The sequence below is a fragment of the Massilia genomosp. 1 genome, from assembly GCF_011682185.1.
Taxonomy (GTDB): Bacteria; Pseudomonadota; Gammaproteobacteria; order Burkholderiales; family Burkholderiaceae_D; genus Telluria_A; species Telluria_A rubra.
Map to the genome: position 1 here is coordinate 56,131 of NZ_WHJF01000010.1, position 18,499 is coordinate 74,629.

The 18,499-nt window shown below is 64.7% G+C and carries 16 protein-coding genes; 11 read left to right on the forward strand and 5 right to left on the reverse strand.

Annotated elements, in window-relative coordinates:
- Window positions 1-301: 301 nt before the first annotated feature.
- The 11 genes from miaB to F1735_RS05965 all read left to right on the forward strand — a co-directional run bounded on the left by miaB (window position 302) and on the right by F1735_RS05965 (window position 13,698).
- Window positions 302-1,663 carry a tRNA (N6-isopentenyl adenosine(37)-C2)-methylthiotransferase MiaB gene (gene miaB / locus F1735_RS05915; protein WP_167236068.1) on the forward strand — a complete coding sequence of 454 codons (1,362 nt, stop codon included), beginning with the start codon at window positions 302-304 and terminating at the stop codon, window positions 1,661-1,663.
- A complete protein-coding gene (locus tag F1735_RS05920; protein WP_167236069.1) occupies window positions 1,660-2,709 on the forward strand; it encodes a PhoH family protein in 1,050 nt (349 codons plus the stop codon). Before miaB ends, F1735_RS05920 begins: the two co-directional genes overlap by 4 nt.
- Window positions 2,693-3,157, forward strand: coding sequence for an rRNA maturation RNase YbeY (ybeY, locus tag F1735_RS05925; protein ID WP_167236070.1), 465 nt, complete (start codon window positions 2,693-2,695; stop codon window positions 3,155-3,157). The genes F1735_RS05920 and ybeY overlap by 17 nt, the downstream gene beginning before the upstream one ends.
- Before the next feature lie 149 nt (window positions 3,158-3,306).
- The gene (locus F1735_RS05930; RefSeq protein ID WP_167236071.1) at window positions 3,307-5,601 is read left to right on the forward strand and encodes a hypothetical protein; all 2,295 of its coding nucleotides are present in this window, start codon (window positions 3,307-3,309) and stop codon (window positions 5,599-5,601) included.
- 240 nt (window positions 5,602-5,841) lie between these two features.
- A complete protein-coding gene (locus F1735_RS05935; protein ID WP_166887064.1) occupies window positions 5,842-6,720 on the forward strand; it encodes an HlyC/CorC family transporter in 879 nt (292 codons plus the stop codon).
- On the forward strand, window positions 6,720-8,276 hold the full coding sequence (lnt, locus tag F1735_RS05940) for an apolipoprotein N-acyltransferase (RefSeq protein WP_167236072.1): 1,557 nt from the start codon (window positions 6,720-6,722) through the stop codon (window positions 8,274-8,276). The genes F1735_RS05935 and lnt overlap by 1 nt, the downstream gene beginning before the upstream one ends.
- Before the next feature lie 104 nt (window positions 8,277-8,380).
- Window positions 8,381-9,292 (forward strand): glycine--tRNA ligase subunit alpha, encoded by a 912-nt coding sequence (gene glyQ, locus F1735_RS05945; protein WP_167236073.1) that lies wholly within the window; start codon window positions 8,381-8,383, stop codon window positions 9,290-9,292.
- 17 nt (window positions 9,293-9,309) lie between these two features.
- Complete coding sequence (gene glyS / locus F1735_RS05950) at window positions 9,310-11,397, forward strand: glycine--tRNA ligase subunit beta (protein WP_167236097.1); 2,088 nt, start codon at window positions 9,310-9,312, stop codon at window positions 11,395-11,397.
- A gap of 9 nt (window positions 11,398-11,406) precedes the next feature.
- Entirely contained in the window at window positions 11,407-11,979 is a 573-nt protein-coding gene (gene gmhB, locus F1735_RS05955; protein ID WP_167236074.1) for a D-glycero-beta-D-manno-heptose 1,7-bisphosphate 7-phosphatase, read from the forward strand.
- Window positions 11,980-12,010: 31 nt separating this feature from the next.
- Window positions 12,011-12,751, forward strand: coding sequence for a lysophospholipid acyltransferase family protein (locus tag F1735_RS05960; protein WP_167236075.1), 741 nt, complete (start codon window positions 12,011-12,013; stop codon window positions 12,749-12,751).
- Between the two features lie 14 nt (window positions 12,752-12,765).
- Window positions 12,766-13,698, forward strand: a complete 933-nt coding sequence (locus F1735_RS05965) for a M48 family metallopeptidase (RefSeq protein WP_167236098.1) — start codon at window positions 12,766-12,768, stop codon at window positions 13,696-13,698.
- A gap of 18 nt (window positions 13,699-13,716) precedes the next feature.
- Here F1735_RS05965 and F1735_RS05970 read toward each other — a convergent pair whose 3' ends face one another.
- From F1735_RS05970 to F1735_RS05990, 5 genes are all read right to left on the reverse strand, one after another.
- Window positions 13,717-14,274 (reverse strand): YcxB family protein, encoded by a 558-nt coding sequence (locus F1735_RS05970; protein WP_229505646.1) that lies wholly within the window; start codon window positions 14,272-14,274, stop codon window positions 13,717-13,719.
- A 45-nt stretch (window positions 14,275-14,319) separates the two neighbouring features.
- Window positions 14,320-15,582, reverse strand: coding sequence for a lipid IV(A) 3-deoxy-D-manno-octulosonic acid transferase (gene waaA, locus F1735_RS05975; RefSeq protein WP_167236076.1), 1,263 nt, complete (start codon window positions 15,580-15,582; stop codon window positions 14,320-14,322).
- Window positions 15,582-16,562, reverse strand: a complete 981-nt coding sequence (gene waaC, locus F1735_RS05980; protein WP_167236100.1) for a lipopolysaccharide heptosyltransferase I — start codon at window positions 16,560-16,562, stop codon at window positions 15,582-15,584. Before waaC ends, waaA begins: the two co-directional genes overlap by 1 nt.
- 22 nt (window positions 16,563-16,584) lie before the next feature.
- A complete protein-coding gene (locus F1735_RS05985; RefSeq protein ID WP_167236077.1) occupies window positions 16,585-17,967 on the reverse strand; it encodes a phosphomannomutase/phosphoglucomutase in 1,383 nt (460 codons plus the stop codon).
- A 206-nt stretch (window positions 17,968-18,173) separates the two neighbouring features.
- A complete protein-coding gene (locus tag F1735_RS05990) occupies window positions 18,174-18,482 on the reverse strand; it encodes an H-NS histone family protein (RefSeq protein ID WP_166887084.1) in 309 nt (102 codons plus the stop codon).
- Window positions 18,483-18,499: the final 17 nt, after the last annotated feature.

The window sequence follows — 18,499 nt, forward strand, 5'->3', positions numbered from 1 at the left end:
CGAGATAAATTGTGGCGCACGCAAGAACTTTTCTTGTGCTCAGTCCGTTCATAGAATTCCCTCGGAACTCTTTGATTTACAAGAAGAAATAGCCAAGACCCCATCGGGCAATTGTGAAACATTTCCACTCGAAACTTTTCCAGACGATATGGAAAAATGACGGACGGCTAAGCCGGCCGTTGAACAGGCGCAATTCCGGGCTGTGCCGAGCTTGCCCTCGCGAACATGGCCGCCCCCGCTGATTTACGATAAACTGGCAACCCCGCCTGAAACCAGGCTGCAGCGCCACGTTGATCATTCCATGCAGAAAAAAGTCTTCATCAAAACCTTCGGTTGCCAAATGAACGAGTACGACTCGGACAAAATGGCGGACGTGCTCGGCGCGTCCGACGGCCTGGTTCGCACCGACACGCCGGAAGATGCCGATGTGATTTTGCTCAACACCTGCTCGGTCCGTGAAAAAGCGCAAGAAAAAGTCTTTTCCGACCTCGGCCGCCTGCGCGAGCTCAAACTGGCGCGTCCCGACTTGCTGATCGGCGTCGGCGGCTGTGTTGCCTCGCAAGAAGGCGCCGCCATCGTCAAGCGCGCCCCGTATGTGGACATGGTGTTCGGCCCGCAAACCCTGCACCGCCTGCCGCAGATGATGCGCGAACGGCGCGCCAGCGGCGCCGCCCAGGTCGACATCAGCTTCCCCGAAATCGAAAAATTCGACCACCTGCCGCCGGCCAAGGTGGACGGCGCCTCGGCCTTTGTGTCGATCATGGAAGGCTGCAGTAAATACTGCAGTTACTGCGTGGTGCCGTACACGCGCGGCGAGGAAGTCTCGCGCCGCTTCGAGGACGTGCTGACCGAAGTGGCGGGCCTGGCCGCCCAGGGCGTGAAGGAAATCACCCTGCTCGGCCAGAACGTGAACGCTTTTCGTGGCGTGATGGAAGGCGGCGACGTCGCCGATTTCGCCCTGCTGCTCGAATACGTGGCCGCTATTGCCGGCATCGAACGGATCCGCTTCGTCACCAGCCATCCGAAAGAATTCACCCAGCGCCTGATCGACGCGTATGCCAAGATCCCGCAACTGGTCGACCACCTGTACCTGCCGGCCCAGCATGGCGCCGACAATGTACTGGCCGCCATGAAGCGCGGCTACACCGGCCTCGAATACAAGTCGATCATCCGGCGCATCCGCGCGGTACGCCCGAACATGTCGATTTCGTCCGACTTCATCGTCGGCTTCCCGGGCGAGACGCAAGCGGACTTCGACGCGATGATGAAACTGATTCTTGATGTCGGTTTCGACACCAGCTACAGCTTCATCTTCAGCAAGCGCCCCGGCACCCCGGCCGCCAACCTGGCCGACGATACGCCGCACGACGTCAAGCTGGCGCGCCTGCAGCAGCTGCAGGCGGCGATCGACGCCAACACGCGCAAGTACAGCGCCGCCATGGTCGGCTCGGTGCAGCGCATCCTGGTCGAAGGGCCGTCGGTCAAGAACGCCGCCGAACTGCAGGGCCGCACCGAAAACAACCGGGTCGTCAATTTCGAACCCGGCATCAATGCGAGCGCGCTGATCGGCCAGATGGCCGACGTGCGCATCACCGAGAGTTTTAACTACACCCTGCGCGGCGAACTCGTTGCGCGCGGTGACACTTTAGCCTGCGCCAGTTGAAAACCAAGACCCCTATCCAGCCCCACTATTTCATTCCCGAGCCGCTCGACAACACGCGGCTGGCCCACCTGTGCGGACCGCTCGACGAGAACCTGCGCCAGATTTCGTCGGCGCTCGACGTGACCATTTTCCGGCGCGGCGAAAAATTCATCGTCAGCGGCCATAACGCCGAACACGCGGTCCGGATCCTGGAGCGTTTCTACGCCGTCGCCAACAAGATCGTTCCGATCGAGGAAGTGCAACTGGCGCTGGTCGAACAGCGCTCCGGCCTGCACAGCCAGCAAAGCCCGGACAGCACGCCGACCGAAGCGCTGCCCGACATCGAGATCAACAGCCCGACGCTGAAAACGCGCCGCCACGACCTGCGCGGACGCACCCCGCACCAGATCCAGTACCTGCGCTCGATCCTCGAACACGACATCAGCTTCGGCGTCGGTCCGGCCGGCACCGGCAAGACCTACCTGGCGGTGGCCTGCGCGGTCGACGCGCTCGAGCGCGACGCCGTCAAGCGCATCATCCTGACCCGTCCCGCGGTGGAAGCGGGCGAGCGCCTGGGCTTCCTGCCGGGCGACCTGACCCAGAAGATCGACCCGTACCTGCGCCCTTTGTACGACGCGCTGTACGACCTGCTCGGTTTCGACCGCACCCAGAAAATGTTCGAGAAACAGGTGATCGAGATCGCCCCGCTGGCCTACATGCGCGGACGCACCCTCAATCACGCGTTTGTGATTCTCGACGAAGCGCAGAACACGACGGTCGAACAGATGAAGATGTTCCTGACCCGGATCGGCTTCGGCAGCAAGGCCGTGGTCACCGGCGACGTCACCCAGGTCGACCTGCACAAGACCCAGAAGAGCGGCTTGAGCGACGCCGTGCATGTGCTGAAAGACGTGCGCGGGATCGCCTTTACCCAGTTCTCCAGCGCCGACGTGGTGCGCCATCCGCTGGTGGCGCGCATCGTCGATGCGTACGAATCGGCCGCCTCGGTCGACGACCTGGCCGCCCTGCCAAAACCTGTTATCGCTAAAAATGTCCGCAAAAAATAAGCTGTCGCTGTCGGTCCAGTATCCCGACCCCCGCCTGCGGGAATCGATCACGCGCCCGTCAGTGCGGCGCTGGGTGCAGGCGGCGCTGCTGGCGCCGGCCGAACTGACCGTCCGCTTCGTCGACGCCGAAGAAGGCCGGGTGCTCAATCGCGACTACCGCGCCAAGGATTACGCCACCAATGTGCTGACCTTCGCCTACAACGAAGGCGACGACCTCGCACACGATGAGCCAACCCGCGCCGACATCATCCTGTGCACCGACGTGCTCGAAAAAGAAGCGCTGGAACAGAAAAAGACCGTGGAGGAGCATGCCGTACACCTGATCGTGCATGGCGTGCTGCACGCGCAAGGCTACGACCATGACGACGACGACGAAGCGAACGAGATGGAGCAGCTCGAACGCGACATCCTCGCCACGCTCGGCTACCCCGATCCGTACGCGTCCTGAAACCTCCGGCGACGCGCGCACCTGTCACTTTCTTTCCACAATGCTAACGCTTTGATGGACCCGGAACGGGGCTCTGAAGTACCATACGGCACTGTATAAATCGTATGTACGGCGGCGCTGACGTGCCTTTGCACCTTTCCGGGATTTTCGTGACGACTTTTCTTTACCTGCAGCGCTTCGCCGACGGCGAAAGCGCTGTCATGCCTTTCGATGTCCTGCTTTCCATCCTCGCGCGCCACGGCAAACCCGGTCGCGGCGCGCACGACACCGAAATCACCTTCGCCAACGAGCTGGCGGCTGGCGCCACCATCATCGGCGCGCGCACCGGCGGTGCCCTGTGCGTCGGCTTCGAACGCCCGCGCTTCGATGCGCCGCTGCGCGCACTGGTGTGGGAGTGCATGCGCGAGTTGGGCTGCGCCGTGTTCGATGACGCGCTCGAGATGGTGTACACCCCGCTGCACGGCGACTGCACCCTGCCGCCGGCAATGATCGCCGCCTGCGCCAACGGCGTGCGCCGCGTCGACAGCGCCCAGCAGCTCTGGCCCGGCCAGTTGGAAACGCGCTTGCCGGACGTGGCGCCTCCCGGCCTGCCCTATGCCAACGGCCTGCAACTGTTCGACGAGGGCGACTTCAGCGCCAAGGAAATGACGATCGAGCTGGCGCTGCGCCCCGAAGCCTGCAACGCCGCCACCCTGCGCGTGCTGCGCAACCTGACCGCGCGCGTGGACGCCGCCGTTGGCGCCAATCCGGGCTACCAGCCGTTCTACCGCTTCGACCACGACGACAGCGCGCGCCTGTTCCTGGCGTCGGCGCAACTGGGGCCGCTGGCCCACAGCGCCACCATGATCAGCCCCGGCCCGGGCCTGTCCACGCACCGCCCCGGCTTTGCCAGCGAGCGCCAGACCGATGCCGGCGCCCGCGCCGAACAGGCCAGGCTGGTCGCCTTCGTGCGCGCCAAATACCAGCTCACGCTCGACGGCGGCGGCGCCAGCATCGATGCGCTGTCGGCCCTGCTCGACAAGCTGCACGCCTGGTACCTGCTCGAACGCAGCAAGCTGCCGGCCAACGCCGCCTTCAGCAGCCCGCTCGCCGCCAGTTGGGCGCTGCGCGCCGGCGACTACCTCGGTTGCGTCATCGCCAGCCAGATCGGCGGCCAGTGGGGCGCCATTACGCGCGCCGGACAGCGCCTGGCGGTGGTGCGCACCCATCGCGGGCGCATCTGCCATCCGCACCTGCAAGTGCTCGACCACATCGTCAACGGCGCCGGCGACAGCGTGGCGCACTGGTACGCCCGGCTTGCCGTGAGCGACGCCAGCGCCTGCGCGCGCGCCGACGATATCGCCGCCCGCATCCCGCAGCTGTGCGCGCTGCTGCTCGGGGGCGACGCCGCCGCCCTGCCGCTCGCCGCGCAACTGGCGCGCGAACAGCTCGATTACAGCGTGGCCTCGCTGCGCCATCTCGACGCCTGGCTCGGGCAGCTGCGCCAGCAGGGCGCGGCCGTGCCTGCGCCGGAACTCGAGCGCGTGATCGACGCGGCCGGCGCCTATCTGGGTGAAGTCGTGCGCGGCAACACGCCGGACCGCAGCCAGTGGCAATGGATGAACTACGACGACATGGTGCGCGCCTATCCGGCCTTTGCGCGCCAGCGTGCGCGCGCGCGCGGCTTCATGGCTTTTCTCGACAGCGCGGAACACACTACCTACCCGCTGGCCACGGTCGCCACGCTGCTGGCCGACGCGCGCGCCGAATCGCTGCAGGACTACGCGCGCAAGCTGCTGCCGCAGGCCGCCGACGAGCGCGCCGGGCCGCTGGCGCCGGGCGAGATCGAACAATGGCCGGCCGCCCCCGCGATGGCGCTGGCGCTCGACCAGGTCCGCAACGCCGTCATGAAGTGGCGCCGCACGGCCACGCCGGCCGACTACGCCGCCACCTGCGCCGACAACCCGGGCTGGCGGGGCGGCGACAACCTGGCCGAGATCTACCGCCGCCAGCATCTGCTGCTCGAAAGAGGCATGGTGGTGTGGGCCGCGCTGGTCCAGGCCGACAAGGCCCTGTTCGCGCAGGGTCCGCACGACATGCCGGCGCTGCTGGCGTACAGCCTTGAGCGCCATTTCGAAGCGCGCCCGCAAGCGCTGCACCGCATCGCGCAAGAGCTGTCCGCGTACAAGGGCAAGGAGGCGCCGGCCGCGCTGCAGCACATCACCCATTGCCTGGCCGGCGAACAGCAACGCCCGCAGGACATGGCGGTGCCGGACATGCTCACGCGCCGGCGCGTGATGATCTCGTCCTTCCTGGCGATCCGCAAGCACATGCCGGCCGACGTGCTGCACGGTGCCTGGTTCCCGGTCTTGACCCACCCGGACACCCTGTGCCTGATGATCGCGCCGCACGCCTTCTGGCCGCCGGAACTGGTCAGCGCATGGAAGTCGGGCGCGATGGCGTAAGCGGCGCCGGCCAGAGGTGCATGCTATTGCCGCAGCCGCGCGAGCGCATGGCCCGCCAGCGCGTCTTCCCCGCAACTGCCCGTTGATGTCCACCAAGCGCGCCGACGGTGGCCGATGCAGGCGAAGAAGGCCGGGCCAGCGCCATCGTGTCCCATAAACCGGCCCCGGTTCCGCTTAAAAAACAGGCAACCGCGCTTTTGGTGTATCCTACGCCTATCGCAACAACGGCTCACGCCAACTATGCCAGAGCACCCTAATGACGTCCGAACGGACGCCAAGACCCACCGGTCACTGTTTGAACGCCTGACCGCACTGATCTCTCCCGAGCCCGAAAACCGCGCCGAGCTGCTTGAAGTGCTGCACGACGCCCATGAACGCAACCTGATCGACGCCGATGCGCTGTCCATGATCGAAGGGGTGTTCCAGGTCTCGGACCTGTCCGCGCGCGACATCATGGTGCCGCGCTCGCAGATGGACGTCATCGACATCAGCAAGCCGATCGAGGAATGGATGCCGCAAGTGCTGGAAACAGCCCACTCGCGCTTCCCTGCCATCGAGGGCGAACGCGACAAGGTGATCGGCATCCTGCTGGCCAAGGACTTGCTACGCTACTACGCCGAAGAAACGTTCGACGTGCGCGAGATGCTGCGTCCCGCCATCTTCATTCCCGAATCGAAACGCCTCAATGTGCTGCTGCGCGATTTCCGCGCCAATCACAATCACATGGCCATCGTCGTCGACGAATACAGCGGCGTTGCCGGCCTGATCACGATTGAAGACGTGCTCGAGCAGATTGTCGGCGACATCGAGGACGAATACGATTTCGATGAAGAAGAAGACAACATCCTGTCGATCAAGGAAGGCCAGCTCGGCCCGCGCTGGCGCATCAAGGCCTTGACCGAGATCAGCCAGTTCAACGAAGAACTCGGCACCAACCTGCCCGAAGACGACGTCGACACCATCGGCGGGCTCGTTGCCAGCCACCTCGGGCGCATGCCGCACAAGGGCGACACCTTCGACGTCGCCAACCTGCGCTTCGAAGTGCTGCGTGCCGACGCGCGCCAGGTGCATGTCTTGTTGGTGGAAAAACTTCCGCTACCCGAAGACGAACACGATTGATGTTGCGCCGCTCGACCGTTCCGCTCGATCCGGCGCTGCGCGCTCCCCGCACCACGCTGTTGCCCATGCTGTTCGCCGCCCTCGCGGGCGCGTCCTGCGTGCTGGCGTTCGCGCCGGTCGGCTGGTGGCCGCTGCAAATCCTGGCGCTCGCCTTCCTGTTCTACCAGCTCGGCATGGATACCAATGTGCGCCGCAGCACGCTGATCGGCTGGGCCTTCGGCTTCGGCTGGTCGGTTGCCGGCATGCACTGGCTGTACATCACCATGAATCGCTTCGGCAACATTCCGGGACCGATGGCGGTGGCGGCGGTGTGCCTGCTGGGCGCCTACATGGGCTTGTTCGGGGCGTTCGCCAGCGGCTTTTCCACCTGGCTGCGGCGTCGCTGGTCGCTGCCGGTCGCCAGTTTCCTGCTGCTGGTGTTGCCCGTGATGTGGGGCCTGTCGGACTGGATGCGCGGCTGGATACTCACCGGTTTCCCCTGGGTGGCCACCGGCTACGCCCATAACGCCAGCCCGCTGGGCGGCTACGCCCCCATCGTCGGCGTATACGGGATCGGCGTGATTGCCGCCGTGTGCGCCAGTTGCATCGTCATGCTGACCCAGCGCGCGCGCTGGCTGGGCATGGGATTGCTGGGCACCATCCTGGCGGCCGGCTACGCGCTCACCTTCGTGGCCTGGACCGCACCGCAAGGCAAGCCGATCAGCGTGCGCCTGTTGCAGGGCAACGTCGAGCAACAGAAAAAATTCGATCCTGACCATGTACTGCGTGCGCTGGAGATGTATCGCGGCATGATCACCGCCCAGCCGGCCGACCTGATCGCCCTGCCGGAGACGGCGATCGCCAGCCTGCCCCAGTACCTGCCGCCCGATTATTTGCCGTCGCTCAAGAACTATGCCGCCGCCACCGGCAGCCACATTCTGTCCGGCATTCCCATGTCCGACGGACCCGGCAGCTATGCCAACAGCGTGATCGGCATCAACCCGTCCGGCCAGGATTACCGCTACGACAAGCACCACCTGGTGCCGTTCGGCGAGTTCGTCCCGGCGGGCTTCCGCTGGTTCGTCGACATGATGCGCATTCCCCTGGGCGACATGAGCCGCGGCGCCGAAGTCCAGCCGGCGTTTGCCGTCAAGGACCAGCTGGTGCTGCCGAATGTCTGCTACGAAGACGTGTTCGGCGAAGAAATCGCCCTGCAACTGCGCACCATGCCGCGTCCCGCCACGATGCTGCTGAACGTGTCGAACCTGGCCTGGTTCGGCGAATCGGTGGCGATTCCCCAGCATGTGCAGATGTCGCAAATGCGCTCGTTAGAGACCGGGCGGCCGATGCTGCGCGCCACCAACACCGGCGCGACGGTCGTGATCGACGGGCGCGGCAAGATCGTCCATTCCCTGCCGATGTACAGCAAGGGCGTGCTGGCGGCCCAGGTGCAGGGCATGGGCGGCATGACGCCGTTCATCCGCATGGGCAATTATCTGTTCCTGGCACTGGCAGCGCTGGCGTTCGGCGTCGCCTGCTTCTCGGGCCGTAACTTTGCAAAAACGCAGCAAACATGACGTTGTCAATCACTTGCCCCCCAGCGTCCCGCTAAAACCCGCTAAAATTGGTCGTTTTAGCAAACTCATTCGTTCGCGCCGTCAGCCGCGCGACAGCCACCAAGATGCTCACATTTCAACAAATTATCCTGACCTTGCAAACCTACTGGGACAAGCAGGGCTGCGCCTTGCTCCAGCCATACGATATGGAAGTCGGCGCGGGCACCTTTCACACAGGCACCTTCCTGCGCGCAATCGGACCGGAACCCTGGCGCGCCGCCTACGTGCAGCCTTCGCGCCGCCCGAAAGATGGCCGTTACGGCGACAACCCGAACCGCATGCAGCACTACTATCAGTATCAGGTGGTCCTGAAGCCGGCGCCGGAAAACATCCTCGACCTGTACCTCGGTTCGCTCAAGGCGCTCGGCCTGGACCTGCAAAAAAACGATGTGCGCTTCGTCGAAGACGACTGGGAAAGCCCGACACTGGGCGCCTGGGGCCTTGGCTGGGAAGTCTGGCTGAACGGCATGGAAGTAACGCAATTCACCTATTTCCAGCAAGTGGGCGGCCTCGACTGCAAGCCGGTGCTCGGCGAAATTACCTACGGCATCGAACGCCTGGCCATGTACTTGCAGGGCGTCGAGAATGTGTACGACCTGGTCTGGACCGAATGGGAAGAAAACGGGACAAGGAAGTCGCTCAGCTACGGCGACGTGTTCCATCAGAACGAAGTCGAGCAATCGACCTATAACTTCGAACACGCCAACACCGACCTGCTGTTTACCCAGTTCGCCAACCACGAATCGGAAGCCAAGCGCCTGATCGGACTCGAACTGACCCTGCCGGCCTACGAACAGATCATGAAGGCGTCGCACAGCTTCAACATGCTCGACGCCCGTGGCGCCATTTCGGTCACCGAACGCGCCGCCTACATCGGGCGCGTGCGCACCTTGTCGCGCCTGGTCGCCCAAGCCTATTACGACTCGCGCGAAAAGCTGGGATTCCCGATGGCTCCCAAAGCGCCGCTCGCCGCCTGAAAGATAAAAACAGAATGATGACTCAAACCCTACTCGTCGAACTGCTGACCGAAGAACTGCCGCCGAAAGCGCTGGCCAAACTGGGCGCCGCTTTCGCCGCCGGCATTGTGAACGGACTCACATCGCGCGACTTCCTCGGCGACGACAGCGTGGCGACCAGCTACGCCTCGCCGCGCCGGCTGGCCGTCTCGATCACCGGCGTGCGCGCCATCTCGCCCGATAAATCGGTGCGCGAAAAAGTCTTGCCGGTCAGCGTCGCGTTGGACGCCGACGGCAACTACACCGCTCCGATGAAGAAAAAACTGGCTGCAATGGGCGTGCCCGATTTGCATATCGACGAGCTTCAACGCGAGCTCGATGGCAAGGCCGACAGCCTGTTCTATACCCGTAGCGTACCAGGCAGCCAGCTTTACCTTGGCCTGCAAGCCGCGTTGGAAGAATCCGCCGCGAAGCTCCCGATTCCAAAACTCATGAGCTACCAGCGTCCGGACGGCGCCACCGTGCAGTTCGTGCGCCCGGCCCACAAGCTGGTCGCGCTGCATGGCGCCGAGGTCGTACCCTTGACCCTGCTGGGCCTGGCCGCCGGCCAGCAGACCCTCGGCCACCGCTTCCTGACCGATGGCGCGCCCTTGACGATCGCGCACGCGGACCAGTACGCGGCCACGCTCGAGGAGGGCGGCAAGGTGATCGCCAATGTCGAGGCGCGCAAGGAAAAAATCCGCGCCGCCCTGCTGCAAGCGGCCGGCGCCGACCAGGTGCTGATGCCCGAGTCGCTGCTGGACGAAGTGTCGGCGCTGGTCGAGTGGCCGGTGGTCTACGAGTGCCGCTTCGAAGAAGAATTCCTGGCCGTGCCGCAGGAATGCCTGATCCTCACCATGCAGACCAACCAGAAGTATTTTGCGCTGACCGATGCCGCCGGCAAGCTGCGTTCGCGCTTCCTGATCGTCTCGAACATTGCAACCGACGACCCGCAGCACATCATCGGCGGCAACGAGCGCGTGGTGCGTCCGCGCCTGTCCGACGCCAAGTTCTTCTTCGAGCAGGACAAGAAGAAAACGCTCGAATCGCGCCTGCCGCTGCTGGCCAATGTGGTCTACCACAACAAGCTGGGCACCCAGGCCGCGCGTTCGCAGCGCGTGGTGGCCATTGCCACCGACATCGCCCGCACCATGGGCTACGACGAACAACTGGCCGCGCGCGGGGCGCAACTGTCCAAGGCCGACCTGCTGACCGACATGGTGGGCGAATTCCCCGAGCTGCAAGGCATCATGGGCACCTACTACGCGCGTCACGACGGCGAGCCGGAAGAAGTGGCCTTGACCGCGACCGAGCACTATCAGCCGCGCTTTGCCGGCGACAGCCTGCCATCGACCGACACCGGCACCGCCGTGGCCCTGGCCGACAAGCTCGAAACCCTGGTCGGCATCTGGGGCATCGGCCTGCAGCCAACCGGCGAAAAAGATCCGTTCGCACTGCGCCGCCACGCGCTGGGCGTGCTGCGCATGCTGGTCGAAAAACGCATGGACGTGTCGATCATCGAGTTGCTCGGATTCGCCAACGCGCGTTTCGAGGGTGTCGCCAACTTCACCGATCCGGTGCTGGACGTGCGCGCCTTCATGTTCGAGCGCCTGCGCGGCGTGCTGCGCGAGCGCGGCTTCTCCGCCAACGAAGTCGAAGCGGTGCTCACCTCGCACGTCGATCGCCTGCACGACATCGTCGCACGCCTGGAAGCGGTGCAAGCCTTTGCCGCCCTGCCGGAAAGCGTTACCCTGGCCGAAGCGAACAAGCGCATCACCAACATCCTCAAGAAAAACGGCGCCGTGGCCGACGAACCTTCCGAAGCGCTGCTCAAGGAAGACGCCGAACGCACCCTGTTCGCGGCGATTGCGCGCGTGCGCCCGGAGATCGACGCGGCCTTTGCGGCGCGCGACTTTGCCGGCACGCTCAAAACACTGGCCCAGCTGCGCGACGACGTCGCCAGGTTCTTCGATGACGTGATGGTGATGGACGAAGACCTGGCGCTGCGCAACAACCGCCTGGCGCTGCTGTCGGTCCTGCACGGCATGATGAACCGCGTGGCCGACATTTCCAAGCTGGCGGCCTAGGAGAAGCGCATGAAGATGATCATCCTCGACCGGGACGGCGTCATCAACCACGATTCGCCGGCGTTTATCAAGTCGCCGGCCGAATGGATTCCGATCCCCGGCTCGCTCGAAGCGATCGCCCGCCTGAACCAGGCGGGTTATCGGGTGGTCATCGCGTCGAACCAGTCGGGCATTGCGCGCGAACTGTTCGACATGGCGATTTTGAATGCCATCCACCAGAAGATGCACGCCAGCGCGCAGCAGGTCGGCGCGGACATCGACGCCATCTTCTTCTGCCCGCACGCGGCCATCGACAACTGCGACTGCCGCAAGCCCAAGTCGGGCATGTTCGAAGAAATCTCCAAGCGCTTCAAGGTCAGCCTGAAAGGCGTGCCGACCGTGGGCGACTCGCTGCGCGACCTGCAGGCCGGCTTCATCAGCGGCTGCACGCCCTACCTGGTCCTGACCGGCAAAGGCGAAAAGACCCGCGAGACCGGCGGCCTGCCTCCCGGCACCCAGGTCTTCCCCGACCTGGCGACGATGGTCAGCGCGCTGCTCAAGGTCAATGCCCCGGCCGCGCCAGCCGGTCATGGCGCAAGCTGACACCACCCCTCACGCATCCCCGGAGACTTCTTTGCGTCATACCTTCCTGTTCCTGCGTTCCCTGTTGTTTACCGTGATCATGGTCGTAGCCACCATTGTGTGGGCCTGCGTGTGCTTCCTGGCCGCGCCGCTGCCGTACAACCAGCGCTTCTGGGTCACCTCGCGCTGGAACGTGTTCGTGATCTGGTGCGCCAAGGTCATTTGCGGCATCCGCTACGAATTCAAGGGCTACGACAACCTGCCCGACGCACCGGCCATCGTGCTGTCGAAACACCAGTCGGCGTGGGAGACGATTTTCCTGCTGCCGAACCTGACCCGCCCTTTGGTGTTCGTCTTCAAGAAGGAGATTTTGTATATCCCTTTCTTCGGCTGGGCCATGGCGCTGCTGCGCATGATTCCGATCGACCGCAAACAGGGCAAGAACGCCTTCAAGCACGTCGTCGCGCATGGCAAACGACGCCTGGCCACCGGTCAATGGATTATCATGTTCCCTGAAGGGACCCGCATCCCGGTCGGACAAGCAGGTAAATACAAAAGCGGCGGTACGCGCCTGGCGATTGAAACGAATGCGGTGGTGGTGCCGATCGCGCATAATTCAGGTGAATGCTGGCCCAAGAACTCTTTTCTGAAACGCCCCGGTGTGATCACGGTGTCGGTCGGCAAACCGATTTCTCCCGATGGACACACTCCCGACAGCTTGATGCAAGAGGTAGAAAATTGGATAGAATCCGAAATGCGCGTCATTTCGCCCCACGCCTACAACGCTGGCTGAGCGGAGTCGGCGCCCTGATCCAGTCATCGGCGCCGCAAAAGAACGAGTCCTCGCCCAAGATCGACGGCGACCAGCTCGAACTGTTTGCCCAGGATTTTTTTGCGGCGCTCGAACCGGCCGCGAAGCAGTCCAGCGCGCCGCAGCCGCTGTTCAAGGCGCCGCCGGCGCCGCCCAAAGTCGTTTTCCCCACGCCGGTGCGCGCACCGGACGCGCCGCCGCTGCGGCGCATTCAGCTCGGTCCCCATAGCCTCGAATTCGAACTGCGCCGCTCGAGCAGGCGTTCGATCGGCTTCATGATCGACGACCAGGGCCTGCGCGTCACGGCCCCCAAGCGCGTCGCCCTGGCCGACATCGACAACGCCATCCGCGCCAAGCAGCGCTGGATCCTCACCAAGCTGCGCGAACGCGGCGAACGGCGCGCCACGCGCCAGGAACGCGCGCCGGTGGTGTGGGTCGACGGCGCCCAGCTGCCCTACCTGGGCGCGAACATCACCCTGCGCCTGGTCGACGCGCCGCGCAGCCGCTGCGAGTTCGATGAGCAGGCGCGCGTGCTGACCGTGGGCGTGGTGGCGGGACTGGCCGAATGGCAGTTGCAGGAGCGGGTGAAAATCTGGTTCCAGGCGGAAGCGAAGCGCCTGTTCGCCGAACGGCTCGACCTGTATGCCGAAAAACTGGGGGTGCGGCATGCCTCGCTCACGCTCTCGTCGGCGGGCACGCGCTGGGGTTCATGCACGGTCGATGGGCGCATCCGCCTGAACTGGCGCCTGGTCCACTACGCGCTGCCGCTGCTCGACTACGTGGTGGCGCACGAACTGGCGCACCTGCTCGAGATGAACCACAGCGCGCGCTTCTGGGCCAAGGTGGAATCGGTGTATCCCGACTATGACGGCGCCAGGCTGGCGCTGCGCCAGCGCTCGCAGGAGATGCCGGTGGTGTTCAGCGCCTGAACCGGGCAGCCTGCCGGCTCAGAGCCGCGTCAATGCCCGCACCGATTCGCCGAAGCGCGCCATGCTCTCGCCCTGCGCCTGGTTCAGGCAACGAAACGGAATCGGCAGGGTGCCGCGTTTGAGTACCATCATGAAGCCGCGCGAATAGCGCCGGATCGAACAGACATCGCCCCACGGCACCAGGGTCACGCCGCTGCGGCTGGCGCGCACGATGCCGTGCGTATCGATCGTGAATTCATAGGTATTGCGCGAGCGCCCCTGCGCGACGAAATGCAGGGCCGCTGACGAGGTACTTTTGATTTGCATCCAATAGCTGGCCAGGGTACCGATGCGGCGGCGGCGGATGATATATCCGGCGTGCTGCCACATGAAGCTGACATATTCCGGCAGCGCATAGCGCACTGAAAACTGCACCGTTTCGGGCGCGCTCGCCGCCACCAGGCCGGGGCCGAGGACCGGCAGCGACATCAGCGGCTTATCGACGGTAATGCCGTTGGCCGGCTCGAGGCGCTGGCGTTGAACCAGCATGGCGACCGGCTTGCGGCTGCCCACCTGCTTTGGATGACTGAACCACATGTGCTTCCCCAGTTATTATTTATTGTGGGGACATGTTACCAAAGCCTAATAAATCAGTCGTCGTAATAAACCAACTGTGCGCGCGGTCGCGCCGCGATGGCGTTGCGCGTACGCGGCCGCCTGCGCACCCATGACGGCGCGGGCGTCGGTGTCGCTCAGCAGGCGCGCCGCTTCGCTCAGCAGTGCGGTGGCGTCGGGTACGCGGATCGCGCCGCCGGCGGCGATGGCGTCGTCGGTGGCCAGCGCAAAATTGAAGGTGTGCGGGCCGACCAGCACCGGTTTACCCAGCGCGCACGGCTCGATCAGGTTCTGGCCGCCCAGCGGCAGCAGGCTGCCGCCCACAAAAGCGAGGTCGCACGCGGCGTAGTAGGCGAACATTTCGCCCATCGAGTCGCCCAGCAGTACCTGAGCGTCGACGCCGTGCTGCGCGATGCCTGAGCGGCGCCGCAGCGAAAAGCCGCGTTCCTTGACCAGCGCGGCCACATCGTCGAAACGCTGCGGGTGGCGCGGCACGATCATGAGCAGCGGGGCGCCATGCGGCCACGCCATCGCCTTGAAGGCGTCCAGGATCAGCGCCTCCTCGCCATCGCGCGTGCTGGCGCACAGCAGCACCGGGCGCGCGCCGATGTGCGTACGCAGCCAGGCGCCGGTCGCCAAGGCCGCAGCGGGCACCAGCACGTCGAACTTGATGCTGCCCGTGACTTCCACCTTGGGCGCGCCGAAAGAACGCAGGCGCGCCGCGTCAGCCTCGGTCTGGGCGCCCACCAGGGCGATGCCGCGACCGGCCTCGGTCATGAGCTTACCGAAGCGCTGGCCGCGCCTGAGCGAGCGTTCCGACAGGCGCGCATTGACCAGCGCGACCGGAATGCGCTCGCCGCAGGCGGCGATCAGGTTGGGCCAGACTTCGGTCTCCATCAGGATGCAGATGCGCGGCGTGAACTGGCGAATGAAGCGGTTCACCATGGCCACGGTGTCGTACGGAAGATAGGCCTGGATCAGGCGCTCGCCATGCTTGGCGAACAGCGCTTTGCCGGTGGCGCGCCCGGTGGGGGTCATGTGGGTGAGCAGGATGCGGCTGTCGGGATAGGCCTCGACCAGCGCGTCGATCAGCGGTTCGGCGGCGCGCGTTTCGCCGACCGACACCGCATGTACCCAGATCGTGTGCCAGCCCGGCGCGCGCTCGCGGTAGAAACCGAGCCGTTCGCGCCAGTGCTGGCGATAGCCCGGCTCCTTCATGCCGCGCCACCACAGGCGCAGCAGCACCAGCGGGAGGGCAAGGTACCACATCACGCTGTAGAAGGTGCGCATCAGGCCATGCCCCGCAATTGCTTGACGGCCGCCAGGACCTCGGCCACGGAGGGCGGCGCGCCCTTGTCGCCCAGGTTGATGATCTGCTCCGACCAGTTGCCTTCGGTCTTCCACTTGGGCGAGTCGCAGTAAATTTCGATCACGGGACGCATGAAGGCGGCGGCGATGTGGGTCAGGCCGGTATCGACGCCGATCGCCAGCGCCGCGTTGCGCGCCAGGCTCACCGCTTCATCCATCGACAGTCTGGGCAGCACGGTGGCGTTCGGGAGACTGGCGGCGAGCGTGTCGGCTTCGGCTTTCTCAAGGGGCGAGCCCCAGGCCAGCAGCACCGGCATGGGCGCCAGCGCGCGCCCGGTGGCGATCCAGTTATCAAGCGCCCATTTCTTGGCGTTGCGCGCGGTCCCGTGGAAGAACACCGCATAATCCCCGGCCGGCATCCACGCCGGGCGGTTGGCGTGCTCAAGCCCTGGCAGGCCGAAGTCGGGCTGGGTATCGAGCGCGTAGCCAAGTGCCGCGCCAGCCACCAGGCGCCCGCGCGCCACCGCGTGCGTGCGCGGGTTGGTAGGAATGCTTTGGGTATGGAAGATGCGCGAGACGCCTTCATAGCCGGAGCCTTCGCTGCCGTTGGCCAGGCCCACTTTGCGCCCGCCCTTCTTGATGCGCGCGGCGCCCATGATGATGCCGGTCTTGAGCAGGCCCTGGGTATCGAACACATAGTCGTATTCTTCCTCGCGCACGGCCTTGAAGAAGCCGCGGATCTCGGCGCGGGTTTCCTTCTTGCCCAGGCTCTTGCGCCAGCGCCGCAAGGCGAACGGGATGATGCGGCGCACGCGCGGGTTCAGGCGCACCAGGCTGACATAGCCCTCCTCCACCACCCAGTCGATATTGGCGTCGGGATGGTGGCGCAAGATGTCGGCCACCATCGGCAGGTTGTGCAGCACGTCGCCCAGGGACGACACGCGCACCAGCAGGATGTTCAGGCGCGCCAAGCGGGGCTCGCGCTCAGAACGGCAGTTCGGCGTCGGGGCGCACGGCCACGATCATGCGCCGGAATTCGCCCTGGATGCGGCGCAGCGCTTCCGGCGTTTCCGCTTCGAAGCGCATCACCACCACCGGCGTGGTATTGGACGAACGCGCCAGGCCAAAGCCGTCTGCATACTCGACGCGCAGGCCGTCGATGTCGATGATGCGCTCCGAGCCGGGGAAGGTCGCTTCATTGCGCAGGCGCTCGATCAGGGCCACGTTCTCGCCTTCGGCCAGGTGCAGGTGCAGTTCGGGCGTGCTGTCGGACTGCGGCAGCGCGTTCATCATGGCCGACGGATCGGCTTCCCTGGTCAGCAGTTCGAGCAGGCGCGCGCCGGAATACAGGCCGTCGTCGAAACCGTACCAGCGGTCCTTGAAGAAGATATGGCCGCTCATTTCGCCGCCCAGCGGGGCGCCCGTTTCGCGCAGCTTGGCCTTGACCAGCGAGTGGCCGGTTTTCCACATCAGCGGACGCCCGCCATGCTTGGCAATCCACGGCGCCAGGTGGCGCGTGCATTTGACGTCGTACAAAATCTCCGCGCCCGGATTGCGCGACAGGACATCGGCCGCGAACAGCATCATCTGGCGGTCCGGATAAATGATCTGGCCATCCTTGGTGACCACGCCCAGGCGGTCGCCGTCGCCATCGAAGGCGATGCCGATTTCGGCGTCGGTCTCTTGCAGGCAGCGGATCAGGTCTTGCAGGTTTTCAGGATGGGCCGGATCGGGATGGTGGTTCGGAAAAGTGCCGTCGACTTCGCAGAACAATTCGATCACTTCGCAACCCATGCCGCGATACAGGTCGCCGGCAAAGGCGCCGGCCACGCCGTTGCCGCAGTCGACCGCGATCTTCATCGGGCGCGCCAGCTTGACGTCGCCGATGATGCGCTCGAGGTAAGCGGCGCGGATGTCGTGGGTGCTGTAGGCGCCCGCAATGGCGGCGACGCTGCCGTCGTGCGCGGCGATGCTGCGATACAGCGCCTGAATGGTCTCGCCGTGGATCGCTTCCCCGGCCAGCACCATCTTAAAACCGTTGTAGTTGGGCGGATTGTGGCTGCCCGTGACCATGATGCCCGAGGCCGCGCCCAGCACATTGGTGCCGAAGTAGACCATCGGGGTGGCCACCACGCCCAGGTCGATCACATCGACGCCGGCAGCCTGCAAGCCTTGCGCCAGCGCCGCCGTCAGTTCCGGGCCCGACAAGCGGCCATCGCGGCCGATCACGACGCTGCGTTCGCCCTTGGCCAGCGCGGCGGCGCCGAAGGCCTGGCCGATCTGGTGCGCGATGCCGGCGTCGAGCGTGCTGCCGATCACACCGCGAATGTCGTAGGCTTTGAAGATCGTCTTGGAAAGTGGAAGCATGGAGTAGAAACCTCAGGTAAGTCGCGGCGCGGCAGGATGCTGGCGTGCGCCATGCGAAAAACGGCGTCAACCTGGCTTGCAAACAGTGCGTCGGGATGATGATGGGGGACAGCGATTAAAGAAAAAGACCGGGAATGCCTGATATTGTAGCGGCAAGCGGGGCCTTTGGGAATTGCCCGCCGATCCTGCCGCTACATGAAAATCGATTACACGCGCAGCTTGTCGATATCCTTGCCGCCTTCGACCCATTCCTTGACCCATTTCGGCTGACGGCCACGGCCGGTCCATTGTTGGGCTGCATTGTCCGGATGACGATAACGCACGGCGACGCTGCCGGTCTTGGCGCGGATACCGGTACCGATCAGGTCCTTTAATGGCACGCCAACGCTCTGGGCAATTGCCAGGATCTGTTCGCGGGCTTTGGCGACTTCCTGGTGCTCGCGCTTCTTCATTTCTTGCTTGATTTGATCCTGCAGGTTGCGCAGATCACCGATCGACATATTTGACAGATCCATCATCGTTCCTTCAAAGT